The organism is Neoroseomonas eburnea, assembly GCF_018129005.1.
Taxonomy (GTDB): Bacteria; Pseudomonadota; Alphaproteobacteria; order Acetobacterales; family Acetobacteraceae; genus Neoroseomonas; species Neoroseomonas eburnea.
On the sequence record NZ_JAAEDL010000032.1, the window covers coordinates 15,918 to 39,076 of the forward strand.

Annotated in this window: 23 protein-coding genes; 9 read left to right on the forward strand and 14 right to left on the reverse strand. The window is 70.1% G+C overall.

The window, feature by feature from the left end:
* Positions 1-34: 34 nt before the first annotated feature.
* The 4 genes from GXW74_RS23270 to GXW74_RS23285 form a co-directional block, all read right to left on the reverse strand.
* Positions 35-559 carry a GNAT family N-acetyltransferase gene (locus GXW74_RS23270; protein WP_246523955.1) on the reverse strand — a complete coding sequence of 175 codons (525 nt, stop codon included), beginning with the start codon at positions 557-559 and terminating at the stop codon, positions 35-37.
* Positions 559-1,746 carry an amidase gene (locus GXW74_RS23275; RefSeq protein WP_211848988.1) on the reverse strand — a complete coding sequence of 396 codons (1,188 nt, stop codon included), beginning with the start codon at positions 1,744-1,746 and terminating at the stop codon, positions 559-561. Before GXW74_RS23275 ends, GXW74_RS23270 begins: the two co-directional genes overlap by 1 nt.
* 82 nt (positions 1,747-1,828) lie before the next feature.
* On the reverse strand, positions 1,829-3,208 hold the full coding sequence (locus GXW74_RS23280; RefSeq protein WP_211848989.1) for an esterase-like activity of phytase family protein: 1,380 nt from the start codon (positions 3,206-3,208) through the stop codon (positions 1,829-1,831).
* Positions 3,209-3,444: 236 nt separating this feature from the next.
* Positions 3,445-4,164 (reverse strand): GNAT family N-acetyltransferase, encoded by a 720-nt coding sequence (locus GXW74_RS23285; protein ID WP_211848990.1) that lies wholly within the window; start codon positions 4,162-4,164, stop codon positions 3,445-3,447.
* Positions 4,165-4,257: 93 nt separating this feature from the next.
* Between GXW74_RS23285 and GXW74_RS23290 the strand changes: the two genes are divergently transcribed.
* The 5 genes from GXW74_RS23290 (at position 4,258) to GXW74_RS23310 (ending at position 9,228) form a co-directional block, all read left to right on the forward strand.
* A complete protein-coding gene (locus tag GXW74_RS23290; RefSeq protein WP_211848991.1) occupies positions 4,258-5,067 on the forward strand; it encodes a ferredoxin--NADP reductase in 810 nt (269 codons plus the stop codon).
* Between the two features lie 145 nt (positions 5,068-5,212).
* Positions 5,213-6,358, forward strand: a complete 1,146-nt coding sequence (locus GXW74_RS23295) for a TRAP transporter substrate-binding protein (protein ID WP_211848992.1) — start codon at positions 5,213-5,215, stop codon at positions 6,356-6,358.
* 78 nt (positions 6,359-6,436) lie between these two features.
* Complete coding sequence (locus GXW74_RS23300; RefSeq protein WP_211848993.1) at positions 6,437-7,081, forward strand: TRAP transporter small permease subunit; 645 nt, start codon at positions 6,437-6,439, stop codon at positions 7,079-7,081.
* 13 nt (positions 7,082-7,094) lie between these two features.
* Entirely contained in the window at positions 7,095-8,498 is a 1,404-nt protein-coding gene (locus GXW74_RS23305) for a TRAP transporter large permease (RefSeq protein WP_211848994.1), read from the forward strand.
* 13 nt (positions 8,499-8,511) lie between these two features.
* Positions 8,512-9,228, forward strand: coding sequence for a hypothetical protein (locus GXW74_RS23310; protein ID WP_211848995.1), 717 nt, complete (start codon positions 8,512-8,514; stop codon positions 9,226-9,228).
* 97 nt (positions 9,229-9,325) lie between these two features.
* Here GXW74_RS23310 and GXW74_RS23315 read toward each other — a convergent pair whose 3' ends face one another.
* From GXW74_RS23315 to GXW74_RS23335, 5 genes are all read right to left on the reverse strand, one after another.
* Entirely contained in the window at positions 9,326-9,724 is a 399-nt protein-coding gene (locus tag GXW74_RS23315; RefSeq protein ID WP_211848996.1) for a hypothetical protein, read from the reverse strand.
* Between the two features lie 75 nt (positions 9,725-9,799).
* Positions 9,800-10,099 (reverse strand): hypothetical protein, encoded by a 300-nt coding sequence (locus GXW74_RS23320; RefSeq protein ID WP_211848997.1) that lies wholly within the window; start codon positions 10,097-10,099, stop codon positions 9,800-9,802.
* Positions 10,100-10,103: 4 nt separating this feature from the next.
* Positions 10,104-10,421 (reverse strand): hypothetical protein, encoded by a 318-nt coding sequence (locus GXW74_RS23325; RefSeq protein WP_211848998.1) that lies wholly within the window; start codon positions 10,419-10,421, stop codon positions 10,104-10,106.
* Positions 10,422-10,497: 76 nt separating this feature from the next.
* A complete protein-coding gene (locus GXW74_RS23330) occupies positions 10,498-12,282 on the reverse strand; it encodes a sodium:solute symporter family protein (RefSeq protein ID WP_211848999.1) in 1,785 nt (594 codons plus the stop codon).
* Between the two features lie 3 nt (positions 12,283-12,285).
* Positions 12,286-12,591, reverse strand: a complete 306-nt coding sequence (locus GXW74_RS23335) for a DUF4212 domain-containing protein (RefSeq protein ID WP_211849000.1) — start codon at positions 12,589-12,591, stop codon at positions 12,286-12,288.
* A 163-nt stretch (positions 12,592-12,754) separates the two neighbouring features.
* Here GXW74_RS23335 and GXW74_RS23340 point away from each other — a divergent pair, with 163 nt between their 5' ends.
* Together GXW74_RS23340 and GXW74_RS23345 are read left to right on the forward strand one after the other, a co-directional pair.
* Positions 12,755-13,372: a hypothetical protein gene (locus GXW74_RS23340; RefSeq protein ID WP_211849001.1), complete on the forward strand. Its 618-nt coding sequence runs from the start codon at positions 12,755-12,757 to the stop codon at positions 13,370-13,372.
* Between the two features lie 69 nt (positions 13,373-13,441).
* Positions 13,442-14,890, forward strand: coding sequence for a DUF294 nucleotidyltransferase-like domain-containing protein (locus GXW74_RS23345; protein ID WP_211849002.1), 1,449 nt, complete (start codon positions 13,442-13,444; stop codon positions 14,888-14,890).
* A gap of 15 nt (positions 14,891-14,905) precedes the next feature.
* Here the strand turns inward: GXW74_RS23345 and GXW74_RS23350 are convergent, their stop codons facing one another.
* The 5 genes from GXW74_RS23350 to GXW74_RS23370 all read right to left on the reverse strand — a co-directional run bounded on the left by GXW74_RS23350 (position 14,906) and on the right by GXW74_RS23370 (position 20,346).
* Positions 14,906-15,613, reverse strand: a complete 708-nt coding sequence (locus GXW74_RS23350) for a 3'-5' exonuclease (protein ID WP_211849003.1) — start codon at positions 15,611-15,613, stop codon at positions 14,906-14,908.
* Between the two features lie 190 nt (positions 15,614-15,803).
* On the reverse strand, positions 15,804-16,475 hold the full coding sequence (locus tag GXW74_RS23355; RefSeq protein WP_211849004.1) for a 3'-5' exonuclease: 672 nt from the start codon (positions 16,473-16,475) through the stop codon (positions 15,804-15,806).
* Positions 16,476-16,477: 2 nt separating this feature from the next.
* Positions 16,478-18,298, reverse strand: coding sequence for a DUF294 nucleotidyltransferase-like domain-containing protein (locus tag GXW74_RS23360; RefSeq protein WP_211849005.1), 1,821 nt, complete (start codon positions 18,296-18,298; stop codon positions 16,478-16,480).
* 45 nt (positions 18,299-18,343) lie between these two features.
* A complete protein-coding gene (locus GXW74_RS23365) occupies positions 18,344-20,041 on the reverse strand; it encodes a cation acetate symporter (protein WP_211849006.1) in 1,698 nt (565 codons plus the stop codon).
* Positions 20,041-20,346 carry a DUF485 domain-containing protein gene (locus GXW74_RS23370; protein ID WP_211849007.1) on the reverse strand — a complete coding sequence of 102 codons (306 nt, stop codon included), beginning with the start codon at positions 20,344-20,346 and terminating at the stop codon, positions 20,041-20,043. The genes GXW74_RS23365 and GXW74_RS23370 overlap by 1 nt, the downstream gene beginning before the upstream one ends.
* Positions 20,347-20,517: 171 nt before the next feature.
* Here GXW74_RS23370 and GXW74_RS23375 point away from each other — a divergent pair, with 171 nt between their 5' ends.
* Together GXW74_RS23375 and GXW74_RS23380 are read left to right on the forward strand one after the other, a co-directional pair.
* Positions 20,518-22,422 carry a propionyl-CoA synthetase gene (locus tag GXW74_RS23375; protein WP_211849008.1) on the forward strand — a complete coding sequence of 635 codons (1,905 nt, stop codon included), beginning with the start codon at positions 20,518-20,520 and terminating at the stop codon, positions 22,420-22,422.
* A gap of 5 nt (positions 22,423-22,427) precedes the next feature.
* Positions 22,428-22,943 (forward strand): DUF1697 domain-containing protein, encoded by a 516-nt coding sequence (locus GXW74_RS23380; RefSeq protein WP_211849009.1) that lies wholly within the window; start codon positions 22,428-22,430, stop codon positions 22,941-22,943.
* Positions 22,944-23,159: the final 216 nt, after the last annotated feature.

The following is a 23,159-nucleotide window of genomic DNA, read 5'->3' on the forward strand; positions in this document are numbered from 1 at the left end:
CCGTTGACGACGTCATCAGCAAGGCTCGGCGGCATCAATCCGGCAGCGTGCGCTCCCCCGCCCCCAGCGCGCGCTGCATTTGCACGACATCGACCCAGCGGCCGAACTTCATCCCCACTGCCTTCAGCACGCCGGCCTGCCTGAAGCCGAGCGAGATGTGCAGCCCGATCGAGCCGACATTCTCCGAATCCCCGATCACCGCGATCATCTGGCGGATCCCCTTCGCCTCGGCCCGTGCCAGCAGTTCCGCCACCAGCGCCTTGCCCACGCCCTGGCCGCGGATGTCATTGCGGACATAAACCGAATCCTCGGCGGTGAAGCGATAGGCGGAACGCGGCCGGAACGGCGCGAAATAGCCGTAGCCGAGCACTTCGCCCCGATCGTCCTCGGCCACCAGCCAGGCGCAGCCTTCGCCCTGCACCCTGGCCATGCGGGCCGCCATCTCGGCCTCGGTGGGCGGCTCCTCCTCGAAGGTGCCGGTGCCGTGCAGCACATGGTGGCCGTAGATGGCGGTGATGGCCGGAAGGTCGCCAGGGCCGGCGTCGCGGATCGTGATCATCAGACCGGCAGCCCCGCCATGGCAGCGACACGTTCGGCAAGTTCCAGCAGCGCGCGGTCTCGGCCCGGCGCCGCCACCAGGGAAAGCCCGACCGGCGCGCCGCCGACACGCCCCGCCGGGATGGTCACCTCCGCCAGGCCGCAGAGCCCGGCGATCGCCGTCACGCCCATGCTCCTCTCACGCACCGCGTTCTGTTCCGACAGGGACGCCGTCAGCAGCGGCGCCGGCGCCGGGGAGGTCGGGTAGACCAGCACCGCGCCGCCGCCGAGCAGCCCGCGCAGCCGCGCCTGGACGACGCGGCGGAAGGCGCGGCCGGCCTCGCCCTTGGCCGGGTCCATCGCCTTGGCCGCGGCGAAGCGTTCCTTCACCCCCGGGCCGAAGGACGGGTCGGTCGCCTCGATCCAGGGGCCGAGGCTGGTCCAGGCCTCGACCGCCTGGGCGCAGCGGAAATGCTCGTAGAAGGCGCCGAGCCCTTCCGGGGAGACCTGGGCGGACAGCGCCTTGCCCAGCACCGATTCCGTCGCCGCCAAGCCGTCGGAAAGCGCCGCGGCCGTCGCCGGGTCGGCATTCACCCAGGCCTCCTGCACCTTCAGCAGCGGGCCGAGCGGCCCCTCCCCGCCCGGCGGCAGGAGAATCTCTCCCGCGCGGCGCAGCAGGGAGGCGCGGGCGGCGAACCACCCGGCCGTATCGTAGGCCGGACCGAGCGGGCAGGCCCCCGTCAGGCTCACCGATCCCCAAGAAGGCCGGATGCCGTAGATGCCGCAATAGGAGGCCGGGATGCGCACCGATCCGCCCGTGTCCGAACCCATGGCGATGTCGCAGAGCCCCGCCGCCACCGCGGCCGCCGACCCGCAGGAGGATCCGCCCGGGAAACGGTCCGGCGCCGCGGGGTTGATTGGCGTGCCGTACCAGACGTTCTCGCCGGTCAGGCCGTAGGCGAGCTCGACCGTCTTGGTCTTGCCGACCAGCCGCGCGCCGGCCTCGAGCAGCGCCGTCACCACGGCGGCGTCGGAGGTCGCCGGCGGATGGCTGCGCGCCCAATCGGGGTTGCCGTAGCCGGTGACGATTCCGGCGACGTCGTAGAGATCCTTCACCGCGAAGGTCAGGCCGGCGAGCGGGCCCTCGCCAGCGCCGGCGCGTTCAACCCGCGCCCCTGGCACAAAGGCCCCTACTCGATCCTCGGCCATCTCGTCCGCTCCGGCTCCGTGAGCGGCCAAGGTTGGACCCGCGGCGGCGGCGTGACAACCACGCGCGCCGCCGCAGGCGGGCTCAACGCGCCCGCAGGAACTCCGGCACGCGCAGCAGCATGAGCTCGTTGTCGTCCGCCCGCGTCAGGTGGCGCCCGGCGCTGAAGGGCAGGTTGTTGTCGTTGCCGACGATGATGTGATCGGCATCGACCATCGCCACGTCCTCGATGGTGAAGAAGGGGAAGGTGAAGTGGTCGTTCGGCGCGCCCTGCGGCCGGTCGCCGCGCTGGCGGGCGACGCCGTTGGGATCGCGGATCGCCATCAGGTCGATATGGCCGATCTTGCGCACGAAGCCTTCCGCATCGGCGGCGCCGAGGTCGATCAGGTAGATGCGCTTGAAGCGGGCGGGCAGCGGGAAGCAGGGGCGCTCGGCCGTGCTCTGCTGCCCTTGCGCGCAGGCGAGGCCGGGGTCGCCCTCGCCGTTGTCGCGCTCGATCACCAGGGCGCGGCGGTCGTCGATCATGTTGAAGTCGCCGATCGCGGTGGCCCCTTCCTCCAGCCGGTAGCGCAGGACACGGCCGGTCCACTCGGCACGCGCGGTATCGAATTCCAGGATGCGCAGGTAGCGGCCCTCGGCCTGGTCCGAATTCGGTGCGAACAGCGGCTGCTCGAGCAGCGCGTAGAGGCGCGATCCGTCCGGCGCCGCGGCCATGCCCTCATAGCCGCCCGAGCGGCGCACGCGGTAGGCGACCGTGCCCGTAGGCGTCGCCGGCACGGCATGGGCGGGGTTGTCGGGGGACATCAGCACCTGGCCGTCCATCCGCGTCTCGACCACGCGCTGCACGCGGCCCTGCGCGTCGACATGGATCAGGAAGGGCCCGAACTCGTCGCCGATCCAGAAGGAGCCGTCCGGCATCGGCTGGATGCTCTCGATGTCGAAATCCGCCCCGGTCAGGAAGCGCGTCGGCGAGGGGTCGGTCGCGATCACGAAGGGCACGCGCCGCTCAGGGTCGGAGAGGAAGATCGTCTGCAGCACCGCCACCTGGCCGGTGGCGAAATCCGGCCGCACCTTGTGCACCATCAGCAGCGCGTCGTGGCTGTTGCGGCGGTTGCCGAAGCCGTTGTCGGTCAGCACCCAATAGGCGCCGGGCTCGCCGGCGACCGGCTTGATGCCGGAGAAGCCCTGCACCGGCTGGCCGCGGAAGGGCAGCGAGAGGCCGGTCGGACGGCGCCCGTGCATCGCGCCGGTGTCGCCCGGCATGCTGCCGACCTGCTCGTTGCGCAGGTTGCCCGGGCCGGTGAAGCGGCCGGAGACGGCGAAACCCGGCGGGGCGCCCTCGGGCGGCGCGACGAAGGTCGCGGCCGGCAGGATGGCGTGGCCGGCGAGCGTCGCCTCGAAGCGCTGGTCGGCGAATGCCGGGCTGGCGGCGATCAGGGCGGTGGCGAGCAGAAGACGGCGCATGGAACCCCCGTTCGGAATGGAACGGGCGCGCTCTACAGGTGCCGCGTTGCATGCGCGTGACGGCGCCGTGGCGCCTGGGCGACAGCTCCCCGGTCAGTGACCGATTGAGGATGCTGGCGCCGGCCTGCACGCCACCTGGCCACCCAACGACAGCATCCTGGATGGGTGGCCCGGTGGGTGTGCCGGCCGGTGCCGGCATCGAGAATGCGCCATCCGGCGCATGCCCGAAGGGTCTCTCACCCCCGGAATGCCGAGAGGCTCCGCTTCGGCCGGCCATCCGGCCCCCAGTTGGCGTCGTCCAGCCAGGCGGCGATGGCATCGCGCCTGCCCGGCCATTCATCCTCGAGGATCGAGAACCACGCGGTGTCCCGCCGCCTTCCCTTCACCACCAGCACGTTGCGCAGCGTGCCCTCATAGGTGAAGCCGAGCCGCTCCGCCGCCCGGCGGGAGGGCATGTTGAGCGCGTTGCACTTCCAGGTCAGACGCCGGTAGCCGAGCTCGTCCATGGCGTGGCGCATCAGCAGGAACATCGCCTCGCTCGCCGCGCGCGTGCGCTGCATGCGCGGCGAGAACCAGATGTGGCCGATCTCGATGTGCGCGTGCGCCGGATGGATCTCCATGAGCGTCAGCCAGCCATCGGCCGTGCCGGTGGCGTGCGGGCGGACCGCCCAGGCCATCGGGTCGTGGGTGGCGGCGAAGGCGCCGACATGGGCGCGCATCGCGGCTTCCGAGGCGAAGGGCCCGTAGCCGAGATAGGCCCAGGATGCCTCCGCCGGCTGGCCCTGCGCGGCGCGCCAGAGTTCGGGCGCGTGGCGGACATGCAGCGGCTCGAGGTCCACGGCGCGGCCGCGGTGCGGGATGCGGGCGGGCAATGGCCGCGGCGTGGCATCCACCCGCGGGCCCACCGGCGGGTCGGTCTCGGGGTCGAAGGGAACACCCTGGGGCAGGTCGGTCATGCGCGCAGGAGAGACCGTGGGCCGTAGAAGCGCAAGGACAGCGGTGCTTTCCTGTTGCACCCGCTGCGGCAGCGCAGCACAAGGCTTGCCGCCATGAACGACGCCCCTGCCCCCGCCGCCCCCGTGATCCCCGCCGCCTATTTCGGCGAGCGCGTGACCTGGGTCCATCACTGGACCGATCGGCTGTTCTCCTTCCGCTGCACGCGGGATGCGACCTTCCGCTTCCGCGCCGGGGAATTCGCCATGATCGGGCTGATGGTGAACGGCAAGCCGCTGGTGCGCGCCTATTCCATGGCCAGCCCGCCCTGGGAGGAGGAGCTCGAATTCCTCTCGATCAAGGTGCAGGACGGCCCGCTGACCTCACGCCTGCAGCACATCAGGGCGGGCGACACGGTGCTGATCGGCAGGAAGCCGACCGGCACGCTGGTGACGGACAATCTGAAGCCCGGGCGGACGCTGTGGCTGCTGGCGACCGGCACCGGCCTCGCCCCCTTCCTCAGCCTGACGCGCGAACCCGAGGTCTATGACCGCTTCGAGCACGTGGTGGTGGCGCATACCGTCCGCGAGGTCGCGGAGCTTGCCCATCGGGAGCTGTTCGAGAGGGACCTGCCGGCGCACGATTTCCTCGGCGAGATGGTCCGCGGCAAGCTGCTCTACTACCCCTCCGTCACGCGGGAGCCGTTCCGCACCCAGGGCCGCATCACCGCGCTGATCGAAAGCGGCAGGATCTTCGCCGATCTCGGCCTGCCGGAACTGAGCCCCGAGCATGACCGCGTGATGCTCTGCGGCTCCGAGGCGATGAACCGGGACTGCAAGGAAATGCTGGAGGCGCGCGGCTTCGAGGAGGGCGCCAACAACGCCCCCGGAACCTATGTGGTCGAAAAGGCGTTCGTGACGAAGTAGTTCGGGCGCGAAGCACCGATACACCTTCGAAAGTATTTCGCGTTCGATAGAACCATTGCAGGATGCCGCACCGTCACATATTTGGATTTCCAGGGTTAACGTGCCGGAATCGGCCACTGCCGAATCGGCAACCCGGGAGGAACGAATGACGGACGAGAAGGCGCCGCGGCCAGCGCGGCGAGGTTTCCTGAAGGCCGCCGCGGCGGGCGGCGTCGGCGCCGCGGTGCTGGCGAAGCCGAATGTCAGCCGGGCGCAGACCGTGACGCTGCGCTTCCAGTCCACTTGGCCGCAACGCGACATCTTCCACGAATTCGCCGGCGATTTCGTCAAGCGCGTGAACGAGATGGGCGGCGGACGGCTGCGGCTCGAACTGCTCGCCGCCGGCGCCGTGGTGCCGGCCTTCCAGCTTCTGGACGCGGTTTCGGCCGGCACGCTCGATGGCGGTCACGGGGTGCCCGCCTACTGGTTCGGCAAGAACAAGGCCTTCAGCCTGTTCGGCACCTCGCCGCCCTGGTTCGGCGACGCCAACCAGCTCCTCGGCTGGTACCACTACGGCGGCGGCGAGGCGCTCTACACCGAGCTGCTGAACGACATCGTCAAGGTCAACGTCGTCGCCTTCATGACCGGGCCGATGCCGACCCAGCCGCTCGGCTGGTTCAAGAACCCGATCGAGCGCGCCGACCAACTCCGCGGCCTGAAGTACCGCACCGTCGGCCTGGCGGCGGATCTCTTCGCGGAACTCGGCGCCGCTGTCGTCTCCCTGCCCGGCGGCGAGATCGTGCCGGCGCTGGAGCGCGGCGTGATCGACGGCGCCGAGTTCAACAACCCCTCCTCCGACCGTGTCCTCGGCTTCCCGGACGTGGCGAAGGTCTACATGATCCAGTCCTTCCACCAGCGGACGGAAAGCTTCGAGGTCCTGTTCAACAAGGCCAAGTTCGAGGCCCTGCCGGCCGAGTTGAAGGCGGTGATCAAATACGCCTCGGAAAGCGCCTCGGCGGACATGTCCTGGAAGCAGCAGGACCGCTACTCGAAGGACCTCGCCGAGATGGTCGCGCGCCAAGGCGTGCAGGTGCGCCAGACGCCGCGGCCGGTGCTCGACGCCCAGCTCCAGGCCTGGAACCGCGTGGTGGCGCGGCTGGAGGGCGACGCTTCCTCCCCCGCCGCCGGCGCCTTCTTCAAGAAGGTCTGCGACAGCCAGCGCGAATGGTGCCGCCGCGTCGGCAGCTTCTACCTGCGCTACGAGGCGAGCCCGGTGATCGCCTACAACCACTTCTTCGCGCGCCAGGGCTGACCTGACGCAGCGAGGCCGCCGCCCCGAACCTTGCGGGGCGGCGGCTTTTTCATGGCCCGCCGTCACGGGACACGACCCATGCAGCGCCTGCTTCTCGGCATCGACCGGTTGAGCACCGTCATCGGCCAGGTCTTCGCCTGGTCGGTCGTCGTGCTCACCTTCGCCGTGGTCTACGAGGTCGTCGCCCGCTACGCCTTCCGCGCGCCGACCTCCTGGGCCTACGACGTCTCCTACATGCTCTACGGCACGCTGTTCATGATGGCGGGCGCCTACACGCTGAGCCGCAACGGCCATGTGCGCGGGGATTTCCTCTACCGCAACTTCCGCCCGACGCTGCAGGCGAAGTTCGACCTGGTGCTGTACCTGCTGTTCTTCTTCCCCGGCATCATCGCCTTCATGATCTCCGGCTGGACCTTCGCCATGCAGTCCTACGGGCAGCACGAGCGCAGCATGTTCAGCCCGACCGGTCCGGTGATCTGGCCCTTCAAGTTCCTCATCCCGATCGTCGGCTTCCTGCTGCTGCTGCAGGGCCTGGTGGAAGTCGTGCGCTGCATCCGCTGCATCCGCGAAGGCGAATGGCCGCAACGGCTCTCCGACGTGGAGGAGCTCGAACAGCAGATCCTCGCCGCCGCGGCGGAACACGACCCCGAAGAACTGGCGCGCGAGCTCGCCGCCGGCCACATCCCCGGCGAGCACGCCGGGGACGAGACCTCCGGACGCTGAAGGCGGCATCGCAATGAGTGACGGCGCGCTGGGGCTGCTGCAGCTCTTCCTCTTCCTCTTCTTCATCATGCTGGGCTTCCCGATCGCCTTCACGCTGATGGCGATGGGGCTGTTCTTCGGCTACCTCGGCATGGGGGACCGCATCTTCGACCTGCTGGTGCAGCGCACCTATTCGGTGATGTCGAACGACGTGCTGATCTCCGTCCCGCTCTTCGTGCTGATGGGCTACATCATCGAGCGGGCGAACATCCTCGACCGGCTGTTCCGCTCGCTGCAGATGGCCTCGGGCAATATCCCCGGATCGCTCGCCGTCGCCACGCTCGCCACCTGCGCGCTGTTCGCCACCGCCACGGGCATCGTCGGCGCGGTGGTCACGCTGATGGGGCTGCTCGCCTTCCCGGCCATGCTGCGCGCCGGCTACGACGTGAAGCTCGCCTCCGGCGTGGTGGCGGCGGGCGGCTGCCTCGGCATCCTCATCCCGCCGTCCATCATGCTGATCCTCTACGGCGCGACGGCCGGCGTCTCGGTGGTGCAGCTCTACGCCGCGGCCTTCATTCCGGGTGTGATGCTGGCGGGGCTCTATATCGTCTATGCGATGGGCATCGCCATCGTGAAGCCCTCCGTCGCGCCGCGCCTGCCGCCGGGGGAGGCGAAAGTCCCCTTCGGCAGGATCCTGGTGGCGCTCGTCACCTCCTTCTTTCCGCTGGCGCTGCTCATCGCCGCGGTGCTCGGCGCCATCCTGATGGGCCTCGCGACCCCCTCGGAGGCGGCGGCGATGGGCAGCCTCGGCTCCATCGTCCTCGCCATCGCCTACCGCTCCTTCTCCATCGCCAAGCTGAAGGAGAGCGTGTTCCTCACCGCCCGCACCTCGGCCATGGTGTGCTGGCTGTTCGTCGGCTCGGCGATCTTCTCCTCGGTCTTCGGCTATCTCGGCGGGCAGGAACTGGTGGAGCAGTTCTTCAAGTCTCTGCCGCTCAACACCTTCACCTTCATGCTGCTGGCCCAGGCGCTGATCTTCGTGCTCGGCTGGCCGCTCGAATGGACCGAGATCATCGTCATCTTCGTGCCGATCTTCCTGCCGCTGCTGGATGATTTCGGCGTCGACCCGCTGTTCTTCGGCATCCTGATCGCGCTGAACCTGCAGACCTCCTTCCTCTCCCCGCCCGTCGCCATGGCCGCCTTCTACCTCAAGGGCGTGGCGCCGAAGCACGTGAAGCTCGAGGACATCTTCCGCGGCTGCATGCCCTTCATCTACATCGTCGTCTTCACGATGTTCTGCGTCTATTTCTTCCCCGGCATCGTCACCTGGCTGCCCGAGCAGCTCTACGGCGGCGGCGGGGACGCCGGCGCCCCCGTGCAGATGGAAGGCACACCGCCGGGCGGCTTCCAGGAGGAGGAGACGATCCGCGTCGACTGATGCGGCACCGCCCATGGACCACGAAGCAATCGCACGCGCCGCCGCCTACCTGGCGGAGGCCTTCGAGAAGGGCAATCCGCTCGCCCCGCTGCCCGACTGGCTGCGCCCGGAGGATCCCGGGACGGGCGCGGAGATCGCCGGCGCCGTGCTCGAGGCCCTCGGCGTCGCCCCCTGTGGCCTGCGGCTCGCGCCTGGGCCGCTCGGGGAGCCCGTGGCCGGTCCGATGCTGGAGGCCAGACTGCTGCGCAGCGGCACGCCCATCGCGCTCGGCACCCTACGCCATGGCAGGCTGAGCGCGGCGGCAATCGGCGTGCTGGCCGAGGCGCTGGAGCCCGGCACGGCCGGCGCGCCCGTGCTGGCGGCGGTGCATGCCGCGCTGGATGTCTCCGCCAGCCGCTTCCGCGATGGCCCGGTGGACGGCAATGCCTGCGCCGCCGACCTCGCCGGGCTCGGCCTGGTCGTCGCGGGGCCGGCGGCGGTGCTGCCGGACGGGCCGGTGACAGTCGCCTGCGCGGCGGAACCGCGGCGCCCGCGCGGCGCACCCACGAACCTGCGGGACGCCTTCGCATCGGCGGCCGCGGCGGCGAGGGCGCTCGGCGGCCTGCCCGCGGGCGCGCTGCTGGTGGTGGCGGGCCTTTCCCCGACGGCAGCGCCACAGGCGGGGGAAACCTGGACCGCGCGCCTCGGCGAAATCGGCCGAGCGCAGGCGCCCTTCAGCGGAGGCGGCTGAAGGGCGGATCGTACCGCGTTCCGCGACGCGGGCGACCGCCCCGCCGACCCTTCGCGCCATGATTCGCGCGAAGGGCCCAGCCGATGGCGGCCCGGCGTCATTCGCCGAGAAGATGGTCCACCAGCGCGGCCCCCCCCGCGCAGATCCACATGGCGAGCGCCGCCAGCGCGACGCGTTCGGCGTGCCAGGACAGCCGCTCGCGCAGCACGCGCGCTGCGCGCGCCTCAAGGCGCGCGGCATGCGTCCCCGAGGACGGGAGGTGCAGGCCTTCGGCGACGACCATCGACCAGAGTTCCGTCCTGCGCACGTCCCAGTGCGGCGCCCGCCAGGCGCACAGCCAGATCACGCCGAAGGTCAGCGATGTCAGCACGGCCCCCGAACGCAGCGCCAGCGCCAGATCGTAGGAGAGGGCGAGCATGACGGTCCCGATGCCCAGGGCGGCGAAGCCGCAGGCCCGGCGGATCGAGATGTCGGCGAATGTCCGAAGGATCTCCATGACAGGCCCTGGAGCGAAGCCTGCCGAGCATGCCCCGAAGCCTCGCGCAGCGGGAGTGGAATCCGACCGGCGGCTTCAAAACCTGGCCAGGATGCCAAGGCCCGCCAGGGCCGCCGCCGCCGCCAGCCAGATCCGCATGGCGGTCGCGAGGCTCGCACCCAGCCGCTCGGCCACGGCCGCCGGGATCGCCGCGGCGAGCAAGGTCGCGGTCGCGACGATGAGGCTGGCACCGTAGAAGACAACCTCGGTCGTCCGCGGGAAGATCTCCGGCAGCCAGAGCGGATAGAGCGCGAAGACGAGCGCGAGCGCCGGGCTCGAAAGGCCCGCGAGCAGGCTGACGGCGACCGTCAGGGTGAACAGCGTCTGCGGCGGCACCGGGTCAGCCCCCCGCCGGACTGACGCGCGGGGCGAGGCCGGCCGACAGCATGGCGAGGCCGAAGCCCATGCGCAGGATGAAGACCCAGAAGGCCGCGACCAGCGGCAGGAAGAACGGCCCGACATAGGAGGGCACCATCAGCCGCGCGACTGCCACGGGCCCGGCCGACAGCGCCCGGAAGGCCCGCCAGATGTAATTGGTGCTGTCGGGCGCGACCACGAACTGCATCATGAAGCGACCGATGCAGCTCCAGCCCATGACGGCCAGCGCATAGGTGACGATCCAGAACGGTAGGTAGGAAACAAGGAAATCATCACCCATCGGCACCTCTCATGAAAGAAGGGCGGAACCCTGGCAAGGGTCCCGCCCCGTTCCCGCGCGGCAGGAAGCCAGACGCTCAGTCGAGCGCCTTCTCCCCCGCGACCAGCCGCACGCCGCCGCGCGGGGTGCGGATGCTCTCGACGAACTCCTGCATGTCCTTCGACGGTGCCGCCGTCATAAGGCTGACCGCCCAGGTCACGACGAACGCCGCCGGGATGCCGAAGAGGCCGCAGGAGATGTTGCGCACCCCGAACCAGAGCGGCATCGCATAGTATTGCGTGCCGATCAGGTAGAAGAGGCAGACGCCGTAGCCGACGATCATGCCCGCGATGGCGCCCGCCGAGGTGGTGCGCTTCCACCACACGCCCATCACCAGTGCCGGGAACAGCCCGGAGGCGGCGATGGAGAAGGCCCAGGCCACCATGGCAAGGATGCCGGCGGGCCGTGTGCTCGCGACATAGGCCGCGACGATCGCCACCACCACCAGCAGGGCACGCGCAACCACCAGCCGCCGCTGGGTGTTCGCCTTCGGATCGAGCATCCGGTAGTAGATGTCGTGGCTGAGCGCGTTGGCGATCGCGAGCAGCAGGCCGTCGGCGGTGGACAGCGCCGCGGCGAGTCCGCCCGCTGCCACCAGGCCGGCGATCACGTAGGGCAGGCCGGCGATCTCCGGCGTCGCCAGGACGATGGCGTCGGCGTTGATGGTGAACTCGCGGAACTGCAGGATGCCGTCGCTGTTGGCATCGCGCACGGCGACGAGGCCGATGTCGCTCCAGATGCGCACCCAGTCGGGCAGGCTCGCGATCGGCGCGCCGATCACGTTGGTGAACACCTCCAGCTTGGCGAAGGCGGCGTAGGCCGGCGCCGTGAAGTAGAGCAGGAAGATGAAGAACAGCGACCAGGCGACGGATTGCCGCGCGTCGCGCACTGACGGCGTCGTGAAATAGCGCATCAGGATGTGCGGCAGGGATGCCGTGCCGACCATCAGGCAGAAGATGAGCCCGAAGAAGTTGAGCACGTCGTAGGTCTGGAAGGGCGTGATGTGGGATGGTGCGCCCGTCAGTGCCTCCTTGGTCACGCGCAGCAGCTCGATCTGCTCGATCGCCTGCCCGTACATGATCTGCGGCAGGGGCACGCCCGTCACCTTGGCCGACAGCAGCACGACCGGGATCAGGTAGGCGATGATCAGGATGATGTACTGCGCCACCTGGGTCCAGGTGACCGCCCGCATGCCGCCGAGCATCGAGCAGACCAAGATGCCGGCGAGGCCCACGAACACCGCGACCTCGAAGGAGATGCCAAGGAAGCGGGAGGCGATGATGCCGGTGCCGAAGATCTGCGCGACGACATAGGTGAAGGAGGCGGACATCAGCACGACCACGCCGCAGAAGCGGGCGATGTTGCCGCCGTAGCGGGCGCCCAGGAAGTCCGGGACCGTGTAGGCGCCGAACTTGCGCAGATAGGGCGCGAGCAGGATCGCCACCAGCACGTACCCGCCCGTCCAGCCGAGGACGAACGCAAGCCCGTCATAGCCGAGCAGGTAGAGCGTGCCCGCCATGCCGATGAAGGAAGCGGCGGACATCCAGTCCGAGCCGGTCGCCATGCCGTTGTAGAAGGCCGGCACGCGGCGCCCCGCGACGTAGTATTCCGACACTTGCGCCGTGCGCGAGAGATAGCCGATCAGCGCATAGACGCCGATGGTGAGGAAGACGAAGAGGTAGCCGATGATGCGGTTCGGCACCCCGACCCGTTCAAGGATGGCGAGGAACACGACGAAGGCGGCGAAGCCGCCCGTGTACCACGAGTAGATCCTGCCGAGGTTCGAGAGGAAGTCGCCCTTCCGGGCGGAGGGATCGGCCATCGGTCAGTCCTCCGTCACGCCGAATTCGGCGTCGATGGCGTTCTGCCGGCGGGCGAACCAGAACAGCATGACGACGAAGATGATCAGGCTGCCTTGCGCCGCCATGTAGAAGCCGAGCGGAAAACCCAGGAACCTGTATTCATTGAGCATCGAGGCGAAGAAGTGGATGCCGAAGCTCGCGATGGCCCAGATGATCAGCATCGTCCACATCAGGCCTGACGTCTTCGACCAGTAGGCGGCGGCCGTGGCCGCATCGACGGCCGGCTCGGAACTGGTCGGCCGGCCGGATCCCGGTTCAGCAAGTGGCATGATGTTCAGTCCCCCCATTTTTTCATTGTGCCGATGCCTGCATTCGCGGCCCGGCCTGTTGCGGCGCCCCTCGGTTCGGCCCGATCGATTGGTCGGCTCGCAGGGATTCCTGTTAGAAGGTTGCCATGGCCCCTCGGCCGCGCGCAACAAGGTTACTTGACGGATGATAACGGTACTTCGGGCTGCCCTGCTGCGCCTGCACAGCCGCGCCAAGGTGTCGGACCCGGCCAGGCTGGGGGAATTCCTCCATGCCCAGGGCGCCTACGTCGCCCAGAAGACCGTACTCGACTATTGCCGCGTGAAGTCGGGCCGGCACGAGCAGCGGCTCTTCGCCGAGGCCGAGTTCCAGGCCGCCCTGCAGCATTGCCGCTGGCAGGTCTTCTTCGGCGCCATCGCGGATGTGACCGCCATGGCCGAGGCCTGGCTCCGGCCCCACGCGCCCGGCCGGGAGGTCGCGCTCATCGAAGCGCTGGCGCGCCTGCACGACGCGGCCCTGACGGTTGAGCCGCCGCCGCCGGAGGAGCTCGGGACCGCCACAACCTTCTCGATCCGCAGCCATCTCGCGGGCCTCCAGCTATCGCCGCCGCAGCCCTCCCACACCATGCCGCTGCTCGCCGAGGCGCCGCTGTTCGCGACCCTGCCGATCCACCCGGAGAACCGCGTCGGGGAAGCACCGTCGATCCGCGGGGCGCTCCGCTTCCACTTCGTCTCCGCCCGGCAGGAGATCGAGCGGCGCTTCGACCCGGCGGGGCTCGCCGAGCGGCTGGCGCCGGCCGAATAGCGCATCGCGGCGGCCGCGCCTCTTCGCCATACTCGCCCGGTTGCACCGGGGACAGGCGGACAGCACGGCATGCGGCATTCCCTTTCCGCTTCCCATCCTTCCCCCGCCGCCGCGCTGACCGGCGGCGTCACCGGGGCCATGGCGCCGCCGCCACCCGCCTTCCCGCCCGAGGCCCCGCTCGGGGAAACATTGGCGGCCATGGCGGAGGCGCGCGCCTCCGCGGTGCTCGCGGTGGACGCGGATGGCCGCCCGATCGGCATCCTCACCGAGCAGGACGTCGCCCGCCGCATCGCCTTCCGCCTGCCGCCCGAGGCGCCGCTCGCCGCCGCCATGACCGCGCCGGTCATCAGTTGCACCGAGGATGCCGGCCTGTGGCGGGCGGTCGCACTGCTGCGCGCGGGGCACCTGCGGCACCTGCCGGTGCTGGACCCGGACGGCCGCTGCTGCGGCATGCTGCATCGGTCGGAGACGCTCGCTGCCGTCTCGGGCCGGCTGCTCGGCCACCTCGACGCGCTCGCGGGCGACGACGTGGCGGTGAAGCGCGCGCAGGCCGGCGTCGCCACCGCTCTGCTCGGGGAGGGCGTCCCGGCCCGCGACCTGGTGGGCCTGGTCAGCGGCATCAACGTCGAACTGCATCGCCGCGTGCTCGACCGGGTCCTGGCGGCGCACGCCCCCCCGCCCCTGCGCTTCACCCTGCTGGTGATGGGAAGCGCCGGCCGGGGGGAGAGCCTCTTGCGACCCGACCAGGACAACGGCCTGATACTGGAGGACTACCCCGACGCCGAACACGACCGCGTGGACGCCTGGTTCCGCGCCTTCGCCGAGGATTTCAACCGCCGGCTGGAACAGGCAGGCTTCCCGCTCTGCCCCGGCGGGATCATGGCGATGAACCCGCTATGGCGGAAAACCCTGCCTCAGTGGCGGCGGCAATTCGAGCACTGGGCGATGAAGCGAACCGGCGCCGCGCTGCTGTTCTCCGACATCGCCTTCGACTTCCGCGCCGCCGCCGGCGACCCGGCACCCGCCGAGGCGCTGCGCGCCCATCTTGGCCGCGTGCTGGGCGCGAGCCCCGCGCTGCTTGCGGCCATGGCGGCGCAGAACCAGTCGCTGACCGTCGGGCTGACGCTCTGGGGCGGCTTCGCCGACAACGAGCCCGGCCCCGGCACGCGCACCGACTTCAAATTGCATGGGCTGATGCCGCTGGTCGCCGCGGCGCGGCTGATGGCGCTGCGCGACGGCATCGCCGCCACCGGCACGCTCGATCGCCTCGCCGCGCTGGCCGCGCGGGGCACGCTGTCCGCCCGCGAGGCCGCGGACCTCACGGAAGCCTTCGACCTGCTGCTCGACACCGTGCTGCGCCAGCAGCTCGCGGACCACGCAGCCGGCCTGGAGCCGGGCAACCTGGTGGACACGGCCCCCCTGCCGCGGGCCGAGCGAGCGCAGTTGCGCGATGCGCTCAAGGCGGTGCGCTCCTTCAGCCGCGGCTCCTTCGGCAGTTTCACGGGCCAGATCTGGTAGCGGGTCGCAGCCCGATCAGAAATGCTCGGCGGACTGCGCCATGGCATGCAGCATGCGGCTGCGGCGGAGGAGGTCCTGCAGATCCTCTACCCCGCGCGCAGCGGCGCGGGCCAGCAGGTGCACCCAGAGTTCCGCCGTCGCCTCGGCATCGCCGAGCGCGTCGTGCCGCCCCTCGATGACGATGCCCGCACGGCCGCAGAGCCCGTCCAGCGAATGGTCGGGCTCCTCGGGATCGAGCCAGCGGGAGGTGGCCATGCTGCACAGCAGGGGGTTCGGCACTGCCGGCGCGCCGCGGTACTCCTCCATGAACAGCAGCGTGCGGTCGAAGGCGCAGTTGTGGGCGACCAGCACGTCATCCTTCGCGAAGTCGAGGAAGGCGCCGATCGCTTCCGGCGCGCGCGGGGCGCCGCGCACGCGGTCATCCGTGATGCCGTGGTAGCGAATGCCCTCCGGCGGGATCGGGCGGCCGGGGTCGATCAGCGTCTCGAACCGATCCGCCGGCTCCGTGTCGTGCAGCCTGACCGCACCGATGGCCAGAAGCGCGTCGCCGTTGGTCGGCTTGAGGCCGGTCGATTCCAGGTCGAAGACGACGTAGCGCTGGAAGGGCAGCGGGCCGGGGGGCAGGGCGGCGTGGAAATGCGCGCGCGCGCGGATGAATTCGCGTGGCGAGGGCCTCAAACCCCTGGCGACGGCGCCGACGGCGCGGCGGATGAAGCCGCTCATGCGCGCAAGGCTGCCATGGGCCGGCCGGGGAGCGCCAGCGCCGTCGGGTGGCCCGAGAGGGGCGCCGTCCCTTCTCGGGCTCTCCCCGCCAAAGGCCGCGGAGGCCTTGGAAACCAGTACTTGAGCCACCGCGGGTGCCGCGAACCGTGTCCCCTGCCTGGGGAGTTCGAGGGGGCAGCGCGCCGTCGCTTCAGGCCCCGAGCGGTGCCGCGGTCGCCTCGCGCCGCCTCTCCAGCCGAAGCCTCTGCCCACGCGCCTGCAGGTCGCGCAACTGCACCCACATCATCGCCGCCATCACGGCATCGGCCAGCGCGTCATGCTGCCCGAGATCGGGGATCCCGAGTTCCGTCCGAATGCTGGCGAAGCGCAGGTCGACCGCCGTGCCCGGCGGCGCCTTGCCGTACTTCCGGTCGTAGTAGAGCGACGAGACCTCGATGCGCCGGTTCGGCAGCCGCGTGCCGATCTGGTGCAGCGCGTAGCGGTCCACCATCCGCACATCGAAGTCGATGTAGTAGCCCACCAGCGGCCGCGGGCCGATGAAACGCAGGAGTTCCGGCAGCACCTCGGACATCGGCCGGCCCGCTGCGACATCGCGCTGGCGAAGCCCGTGCACCTTGATCGAGCCGGCCTCCGGCATGCGGGTCGGCCGCACCACGGCCTCGAAGCGGCTGCTCGTCAGGATGCGGTTGCCGACCACCGGCACCGCCGCGACGGCGACGATCTCGTCCACCCAGGGATCGAGGCCCGTGGTCTCACAGTCGAGCGACACCGCCTCCCCCTCCGGCGGCGGGTCGAGCAGGAACAGGAAATCCGGGTCCGCGAGCGCGGCGCGCCAGAGACGGCGGCGGATCCAGCCCATCATCGTCAGAACACCGAGGTCTTGAACCGGGTGCCTATCACCTCGCGGAAGTGGCGCACGACGCGCAGTGAATCCCGCAGGATATCGCGGTCGGCCGAGGTCAGGGCGCTGGGGCGCACCAGCGCCTCCGCGGCGACGTTGCCGCGCCGCACGGCGTCGATCTGGGAGGCTATGCGATAGGCCATGAAGACGCGCAGCGCGCCGAGCAGTTCCCGGCCGAGCCCCTCCTCCAGCGCGCCGCCGGCGACCAGCGCGTCGATGCGCCCGGAAGTCGCGGTCGCCGCGATGCCGCGGTCGAGCGCCATGGTCCGCACGCCGTGCACGATCGGGAAGATGCCGGCCTTCTTGATATCGATCGCGTCCTCGCCGACGCCGACGCTCGCCATGATGGTGCCGAGCACACCGAGGCTCGGCGTCGCGAAGCTCTCGATCAGGTAGGCGAAATGCGCCATCAGCGCCGCCTCCCCGCGCATCATGCCGAACAGCGCGGCCTTCGCCTCGTCGAGCAGGGCGAGGCGGCCCGTCAGCGCCACGGCATCGAGGAAGATGGCGATGTTCATCGCCGCCTCCGGCGTCCTCTCCTGGATCCAGCCGCGCAATTGCCGCGTCATGCCCTCGAGCGTCTGCGACCACAGCGGGTTGCGCACCATCACATTGCCCGGGCAGGGCGGGAAGCCGTAGGAATCCAGCGCGCCGGAGAAGGCCTCGCGGAATGCGGCGAGCTCGGCCTCGGGCACCGGGCCGGCGAGCAGCAGGCCGTTGTCCTGGTCGGTGCGGACGGTCTGCTCGCCGCGGCCCTCGCTGCCCATCAGGATCAGGCAGCCCTGCTCGCGGATGGATGGCGGCGCGACCAGCTCGAACAAGCGCACGAGGAGACGGCGGTTGAGGTCGGAGGTGATCTCCGCGATCGCCTCCACCTTCACGCCCTGGCGCCAGAGCCGTTCCACCTGGTCCTGGATGGCGCGGGCCGGCGCGGCCAGCTCCTCCACGCTCCGCGCGCCGTCGATGCGCCCGGGAATGAGCTGCGAATTGCCGGCGAACTGCCCGAGAAGGTCGATGTCCTCGAGGAAGCCTACCCAGGCATCGCCGTCGCGCACGCCGAGGCGCCGCTTGCTGTGCCGCGTCATGGCGAGCAGCGCGTCGAACAGGAAATCGTCGGCCTCCACGGAGACGACGTCGAAATGCGTCACCTCGGCGACCGGCGTGTCGAGCGGCAGGCCGCGCAGCACCGCCGCCTTGCCGAGGTTCATGCCGGTGACGACACCGACCCGCCCGTCGGAACGGACGAACAGGGCGTTGACATCAGCCTCCCTCATCGCCTGGCCGGCCTCGGCGATGGTCGCGCTGCCCGGGATCGTCACCGCGCGGTGGCGCATGGCGTCGCGCACGCGCGCGCGCAGCACGCCTTCCATGCCGCCCTCGGGCCTGCGGGCCTCCGCGAAGGCCTCCAGCTTGCGCGAGACATCGGCGTAGAAGAAGGCGGCGAAGGCCGGGTTGCGGGCGATCAGTGCGCGCACCAGGGCGCCCGGGAGCAGGAAGCAGAGCGTCTCCTCGGCGGCGATAAAGTCCTCGCCGGCGGCGCGATGGACGAGGGCGCGGCTGTCGAAGCTGTCGCGCGGGCCGAGCACGCCCTGCAGCGCCTCCCCCTCGCGCGCCTCCACCGCGCCCTTGATGACGACATGCAGCACGTCGGAAGCGCGGCCGCGGGCGATGATGGTCTCGCCCGGCGTGAAATAGCCGATATCCGCCGCGGCGCGCAGTTCCTCGACCTCCTGCTGGGTCAGGCGATCGAAGGGCGGGTTCTGGGCGTCGAAGCCGGTCGCCATGGCGGGTGCGGCGGCGCGGCCCCGCGAAGGGCCGCGCCGTGCGGGTCAGTGGATATGGGCCGAGGCGGCGCCGATGCCGGTCTCGGACCGCACGTACTGCGCGTCGAAGCTGGCCTGTTCCGACTTCGCCTGGGCGCTGCTGTCCATCTTCGAGAACAGCCAGATGCCGACGAAGGCGATGGTCATCGAGAACAACGCCGGGTTGTCGTAGGGGAAAAGCGCCTCGCCGAAGCCAAGGGTCTGCACCCAGACGGCCTTGGACAGCACCACCATCACCACCGCGCTGAGCAGCCCGAGGAAGCCGCCGATCAGCGAACCCCGCGTGGTGGTCCCCTTCCAGAACACCGACATCAGCAGCACCGGGAAGTTGCAGGATGCCGCCACCGCGAAGGCCAGGCCCACCATGAAGGCGACGTTCTGGTTCTCGAAGACGTAGCCGAGGATGATGGCGACGATGCCGATGACGACCGCCGTCATCTTCGAGATCCGCACCTCCCTCTGCTCGTTGGCGCGGCCGCGCGCGATCACCTCGGCATAGAGGTCGTGCGACACCGCCGAGGCCCCGGCGAGCGTCAGCCCCGCCACCACCGCGAGGATGGTCGCGAAGGCCACCGCCGAGATGAAGCCGAGGAAGAGCGACCCGCCCACCGCATTGGCCAGGTGGATCGCCGCCATGTTGGTGCCGCCGATCAGCCCGCCCACGCGGTTGATCACGCCCCCGGGACCGGCATGGTAGAAGCTGTCGTCGGTCATCAGGAAGGTGATGGCGCCGAAGCCGATGATGAAGGTGAGGATGTAGAAATAGGCGATGAAGCCGGTGGCGTAGAACACCGACTTCCGCGCCGCCTGGGCGTCGGAGACCGTGAAGAAGCGCATCAGGATGTGCGGCAGGCCGGCGGTGCCGAACATCAGCGCAAGACCGAGCGAGATCGCAGAGACCGGGTCGGAGACCAGCGCGCCCGGCGCCATGATCGCATCCCCGCGCGGGTGGATGCGCACCGCATCGGCGAACATCGCCTCCGGGCTGAAGCCGTAGCGGACCAGCACCATGATGGCCATGAAGGATGCGCCGGCCAGCAGCAGGCAGGCCTTGATGATCTGCACCCAGGTGGTCGCCTTCATGCCGCCGAAGGCGACATAGACGATCATCAGCACGCCGACGATCACCACCGCGTAGAGATACTGCAGCCCGAACAGCAGTTCGATCAGCTTGCCCGCGCCCACCATCTGCGCGATCAGGTAGAAGGCCACCACCACCAGCGTGCCGGTGGCCGAGAGGATGCGGATCGAGGTCGGCTCCAGCCTGAAGGAGGCGACGTCGGCGAAGGTGAACTTGCCGAGGTTGCGCAGCCGCTCCGCGATCAGGAACAGGATCACCGGCCAGCCCACCAGGAAGCCGATCGAGTAGATCAGCCCATCGAATCCCGAGGCGAAGACCAGGCCGGAGATCCCCAGGAAGGATGCCGCCGACATGTAGTCCCCGGCGATGGCGAGCCCGTTCTGGAAGCCGGTGATGCCGCCGCCGGCCGCATAGAAATCCGCCGCCGAGCGCGTCTGCATCGCGGCGCGGTAGGTGATGCCGAGCGTGCCGATGACGAACAGGAAGAACATGACGATCGCGGCCAGGTTCAGGGCCTGCCGGTCCACTTGCCCTTCCAGGGCACCGGCCGCGTGCGCCAGCCCGACATGCGCCGCCGTGCCGGCCAACGCCGCCAGGGCGGAAACCCAAAGGATGCGCCGCATCACTGCACCTCTTCCTTCAGGCGGTCGGTCAGCGCGTCGAACTCGCTGTTGGCGCGCCGCACATAGACCCCGGTCAGCACGAAGGCCGCGACGATCACGAACAGGCCGAGCACGATGCCGAGGGAAGTGACGCCGCCCCCGACCTTCATGCCCAGCAGCGGCTTGGCGAAGGCCACCAGCAGGATGAAGCCGAAATAGATCACCAGCATGATGGCCGAGAGCGTCCAGGCGAAGCCTGATCGCCGCCGGACGAGTTCCTGGAATCTCGGACTGTTCAGCACGCGCAGATGCGCATCTTCGGCCATCGCCTGTCTCCCTGGGCCTGTATCCCGGTCCGCCGCCGGGTGCCCGCGACCCATAGGCTCCGGCGAGGGGCGGAATGTTGATCTGGCGCAACATCGATGCCCCGCGCCGGGCCTTGCATGGCCCCTGCGCGGCGGTCCAGGCTCGCGGCAAGGACGGGAGGAAGCCCAGGCATGAACGAAGCCGCCGGCGCGACGCGTTATGACGAGACCTACGCCCGCTGGCGCCGCGACCCGGCGGCCTATTGGTCCGAAGCCGCCAAGGGCATCGCCTGGGACGCGCCGCCGCGCGCGGCCTTCGATCCTGCCCTCGGCGTCTATGGGCGCTGGTTCCCGGGCGGGCGGCTCAACACCTGCTTCAACGCGGTGGACCGCCATGTCGCCGCCGGCCGGGGCGCACAGCCCGCCATCATCTGGGACAGCCCGATGACCGGGCGGATCGAGGCGATGTCATACGCCCGGCTGCAGGACCGCGTGGCGCGGGTGGCCGGGGCGCTCGCCGCGCGCGGGGTGGCGAAGGGCGACCGCGTCATCGTCTACATGCCGATGGTGCCGGAAGCGGCGATCGCCATGCTCGCCTGCGCGCGGCTCGGCGCGGTGCATTCGGTGGTCTTCGGCGGCTTCGCCGCGGCCGAACTCGCCACGCGCATCGCCGATGCGAAGCCGAAGGCGATCGTCTCCGCAAGCTGCGGGCTCGAGCCCGGGCGCGTGGTGAAGTACAAGCCCCTGCTCGATGCCGCGATCGGCCTCAGCCCGCACAAGCCCGCGAGCGTGCTGATCCTCCAGCGTCCCGAATCCCCCTGCGAGCTGACGCCCGGCCGCGACGAGGATCTGCTCGCGGCGGAGACTGCCGCCTCCCCGCATGCCTGCGTCAGCGTGGAGAGCACCGATCCGCTCTACATCCTCTACACTTCCGGCACGACGGGCGCGCCCAAGGGCATCGTGCGCGACAATGGCGGCCACGCGGTCGCGCTGCACAATTCCATGTCCATGGTCTACGGCGCGAACCCGGGCGACGTGTACTGGGCGGCCTCGGATGTCGGCTGGGTCGTGGGGCATTCCTACATCGTCTACGCCCCGCTGCTCGCGGGCTGCACCACGGTCCTGTTCGAGGGCAAGCCGGTCGGCACGCCGGATGCCGGCACCTTCTGGCGCGTCTGTGCGCAGCATGGCGTGAAGGTGCTGTTCACCGCGCCCACCGCGATCCGCGCCATCAAGAAGGAGGACCCGGAGGGCCTGCTGCTGAAGCGGCACGACCTGTCGAGGCTGGAGGCGCTCTACCTCGCCGGCGAGCGCTGCGACCCCGACACCGTCACCTGGTCCGAGCGCCTGCTGGGCAAGCCCGTGGTGGACCATTGGTGGCAGACGGAAACCGGCTGGACCATCACGGGCAATTTCCGCGGCCTTGGGCTGTTCCCGACGAGGCCCGGCTCCGGCGGCAAGCCCGCGCCCGGATATGATGTCGTGGCGCTGGACGAGGCAAACAGGGAACTGCCGCGCGGGCAGATCGGCAGCCTCGCCGTCCGGCTGCCGCTGCCGCCCTCCTGCCTGCCGACCCTGTTCAACGCCGACCAGCGCTTCCGCGACGCCTACCTCTCGGCGCATCCGGGCTTCTACAGCACGGCGGATGCCGGAATGATCGACGAGGACGGCTATGTCTGGGTGATGTCCCGCACCGACGACATCATCAATGTCGCCGGCCATCGTCTGTCCACCGGCGCGATGGAGGAAGTGCTGGCTTCGCACCCCGATGTCGCCGAATGTGCCGTGGTCGGCGTGCGGGACACGCTGAAGGGCCAGGTGCCGCTCGGCCTGGTGGTGCTCAAGGCCGGCGTGACGCGGGGTGAAGCCGCGATCGGGCAGGAACTGGTGGCGATGGTGCGCGACCGCATCGGCCCCGTTGCCGCCTTCAAGGATGCCCGTGTCGTGGCCCGCCTGCCGAAGACGCGCAGCGGCAAGATCCTGCGCGCCACCCTGCGCAAGATCGCCGATGGCGAGGACTACGTCGTGCCGCCGACCATCGACGACCCTGCGATCCTGGACGAGGTCGGCGACGTGCTGAAGGCCGCGATGCGGTAGAGCGCATGGCCTCCTACGTCGCGCTGCTGCGCGCCATCAATGTCGGCGGGTCCGGCACGCTGCCCATGGCCGAGCTGAAGGCGATATGCGTCGCGACGGGCCTCGCCCGGGTCCGGACCTACATCGCCAGCGGCAATGTCGTCTTCGAGAGCGCGCAGCCGGTCGCCACGATCAAGGCGGCGATCGAGGCGCGGCTGCACGCGGATGCCGGCAAGCCGATCGGCGTCACGCTCCGCTCCGCGGCGGAGATGGCCGCGGTGCTGGCCGGCAATCCCTTCGGGGAGGCGCCGCCCAACCGCTGCTTCGCCGTCTTCCTCGATGAGCCTCCGCCGGCGGACGCGCTCGAAGGCGCCCGTGGCCGCGTCGATGAGGAGCTGCGCCTCGGCAGGCGGGAGATCTACGTGCGCTGCCCCACGGGGATCGGGCGCTCGAAGCTGCGCATCCCGGCCGCGCAGGCAGGCACGGCGCGGAACATGAACACCGTCGCGAAGCTCGCCGAACTCGCCGCTGCGTATGGGTGAGGCTCAGGGTTCCGTGGCTCGACCGTGATGCTCAGGGGACCGCGCGCCGGGGCAGCCGCACGCCAAGCCCAAACCCGGATGCCAACCGCACGGGCATTCGCCCTGTGTGTGGCTAGTGCGAGTCATACCCGCAACATGAGTCACTGACTCATGCCGAGGCCGCGAATACGGCCCGCCGGTGATCCGGCGACGCCAAGCAAACCGGAGGTTTGCGCC

Bases quoted from the DNA above. Each gene is read 5' to 3' on its own strand.
- GXW74_RS23370 (WP_211849007.1), bottom strand. From the start codon at position 20,346: ATGGCCGAAGATGCGCATCTGCGCGTGCTGAACAGTCCGAGATTCCAG.
- GXW74_RS23270 (WP_246523955.1), bottom strand. From the start codon at position 559: ATGATCACGATCCGCGACGCCGGCCCTGGCGACCTTCCGGCCATCACC.
- GXW74_RS23365 (WP_211849006.1), bottom strand. From the start codon at position 20,041: ATGCGGCGCATCCTTTGGGTTTCCGCCCTGGCGGCGTTGGCCGGCACG.
- GXW74_RS23285 (WP_211848990.1), bottom strand. From the start codon at position 4,164: ATGACCGACCTGCCCCAGGGTGTTCCCTTCGACCCCGAGACCGACCCG.
- GXW74_RS23360 (WP_211849005.1), bottom strand. From the start codon at position 18,298: ATGGCGACCGGCTTCGACGCCCAGAACCCGCCCTTCGATCGCCTGACC.
- GXW74_RS23290 (WP_211848991.1), top strand. From the start codon at position 4,258: ATGAACGACGCCCCTGCCCCCGCCGCCCCCGTGATCCCCGCCGCCTAT.
- GXW74_RS23335 (WP_211849000.1), bottom strand. From the start codon at position 12,591: ATGCCACTTGCTGAACCGGGATCCGGCCGGCCGACCAGTTCCGAGCCG.
- GXW74_RS23315 (WP_211848996.1), bottom strand. From the start codon at position 9,724: ATGGAGATCCTTCGGACATTCGCCGACATCTCGATCCGCCGGGCCTGC.
- GXW74_RS23330 (WP_211848999.1), bottom strand. From the start codon at position 12,282: ATGGCCGATCCCTCCGCCCGGAAGGGCGACTTCCTCTCGAACCTCGGC.
- GXW74_RS23380 (WP_211849009.1), top strand. From the start codon at position 22,428: ATGGCCTCCTACGTCGCGCTGCTGCGCGCCATCAATGTCGGCGGGTCC.
- GXW74_RS23305 (WP_211848994.1), top strand. From the start codon at position 7,095: ATGAGTGACGGCGCGCTGGGGCTGCTGCAGCTCTTCCTCTTCCTCTTC.
- GXW74_RS23325 (WP_211848998.1), bottom strand. From the start codon at position 10,421: ATGGGTGATGATTTCCTTGTTTCCTACCTACCGTTCTGGATCGTCACC.
- GXW74_RS23340 (WP_211849001.1), top strand. From the start codon at position 12,755: ATGATAACGGTACTTCGGGCTGCCCTGCTGCGCCTGCACAGCCGCGCC.
- GXW74_RS23280 (WP_211848989.1), bottom strand. From the start codon at position 3,208: ATGCGCCGTCTTCTGCTCGCCACCGCCCTGATCGCCGCCAGCCCGGCA.
- GXW74_RS23310 (WP_211848995.1), top strand. From the start codon at position 8,512: ATGGACCACGAAGCAATCGCACGCGCCGCCGCCTACCTGGCGGAGGCC.
- GXW74_RS23345 (WP_211849002.1), top strand. From the start codon at position 13,442: ATGCGGCATTCCCTTTCCGCTTCCCATCCTTCCCCCGCCGCCGCGCTG.
- GXW74_RS23350 (WP_211849003.1), bottom strand. From the start codon at position 15,613: ATGAGCGGCTTCATCCGCCGCGCCGTCGGCGCCGTCGCCAGGGGTTTG.
- GXW74_RS23300 (WP_211848993.1), top strand. From the start codon at position 6,437: ATGCAGCGCCTGCTTCTCGGCATCGACCGGTTGAGCACCGTCATCGGC.
- GXW74_RS23275 (WP_211848988.1), bottom strand. From the start codon at position 1,746: ATGGCCGAGGATCGAGTAGGGGCCTTTGTGCCAGGGGCGCGGGTTGAA.
- GXW74_RS23375 (WP_211849008.1), top strand. From the start codon at position 20,518: ATGAACGAAGCCGCCGGCGCGACGCGTTATGACGAGACCTACGCCCGC.
- GXW74_RS23295 (WP_211848992.1), top strand. From the start codon at position 5,213: ATGACGGACGAGAAGGCGCCGCGGCCAGCGCGGCGAGGTTTCCTGAAG.
- GXW74_RS23355 (WP_211849004.1), bottom strand. From the start codon at position 16,475: ATGATGGGCTGGATCCGCCGCCGTCTCTGGCGCGCCGCGCTCGCGGAC.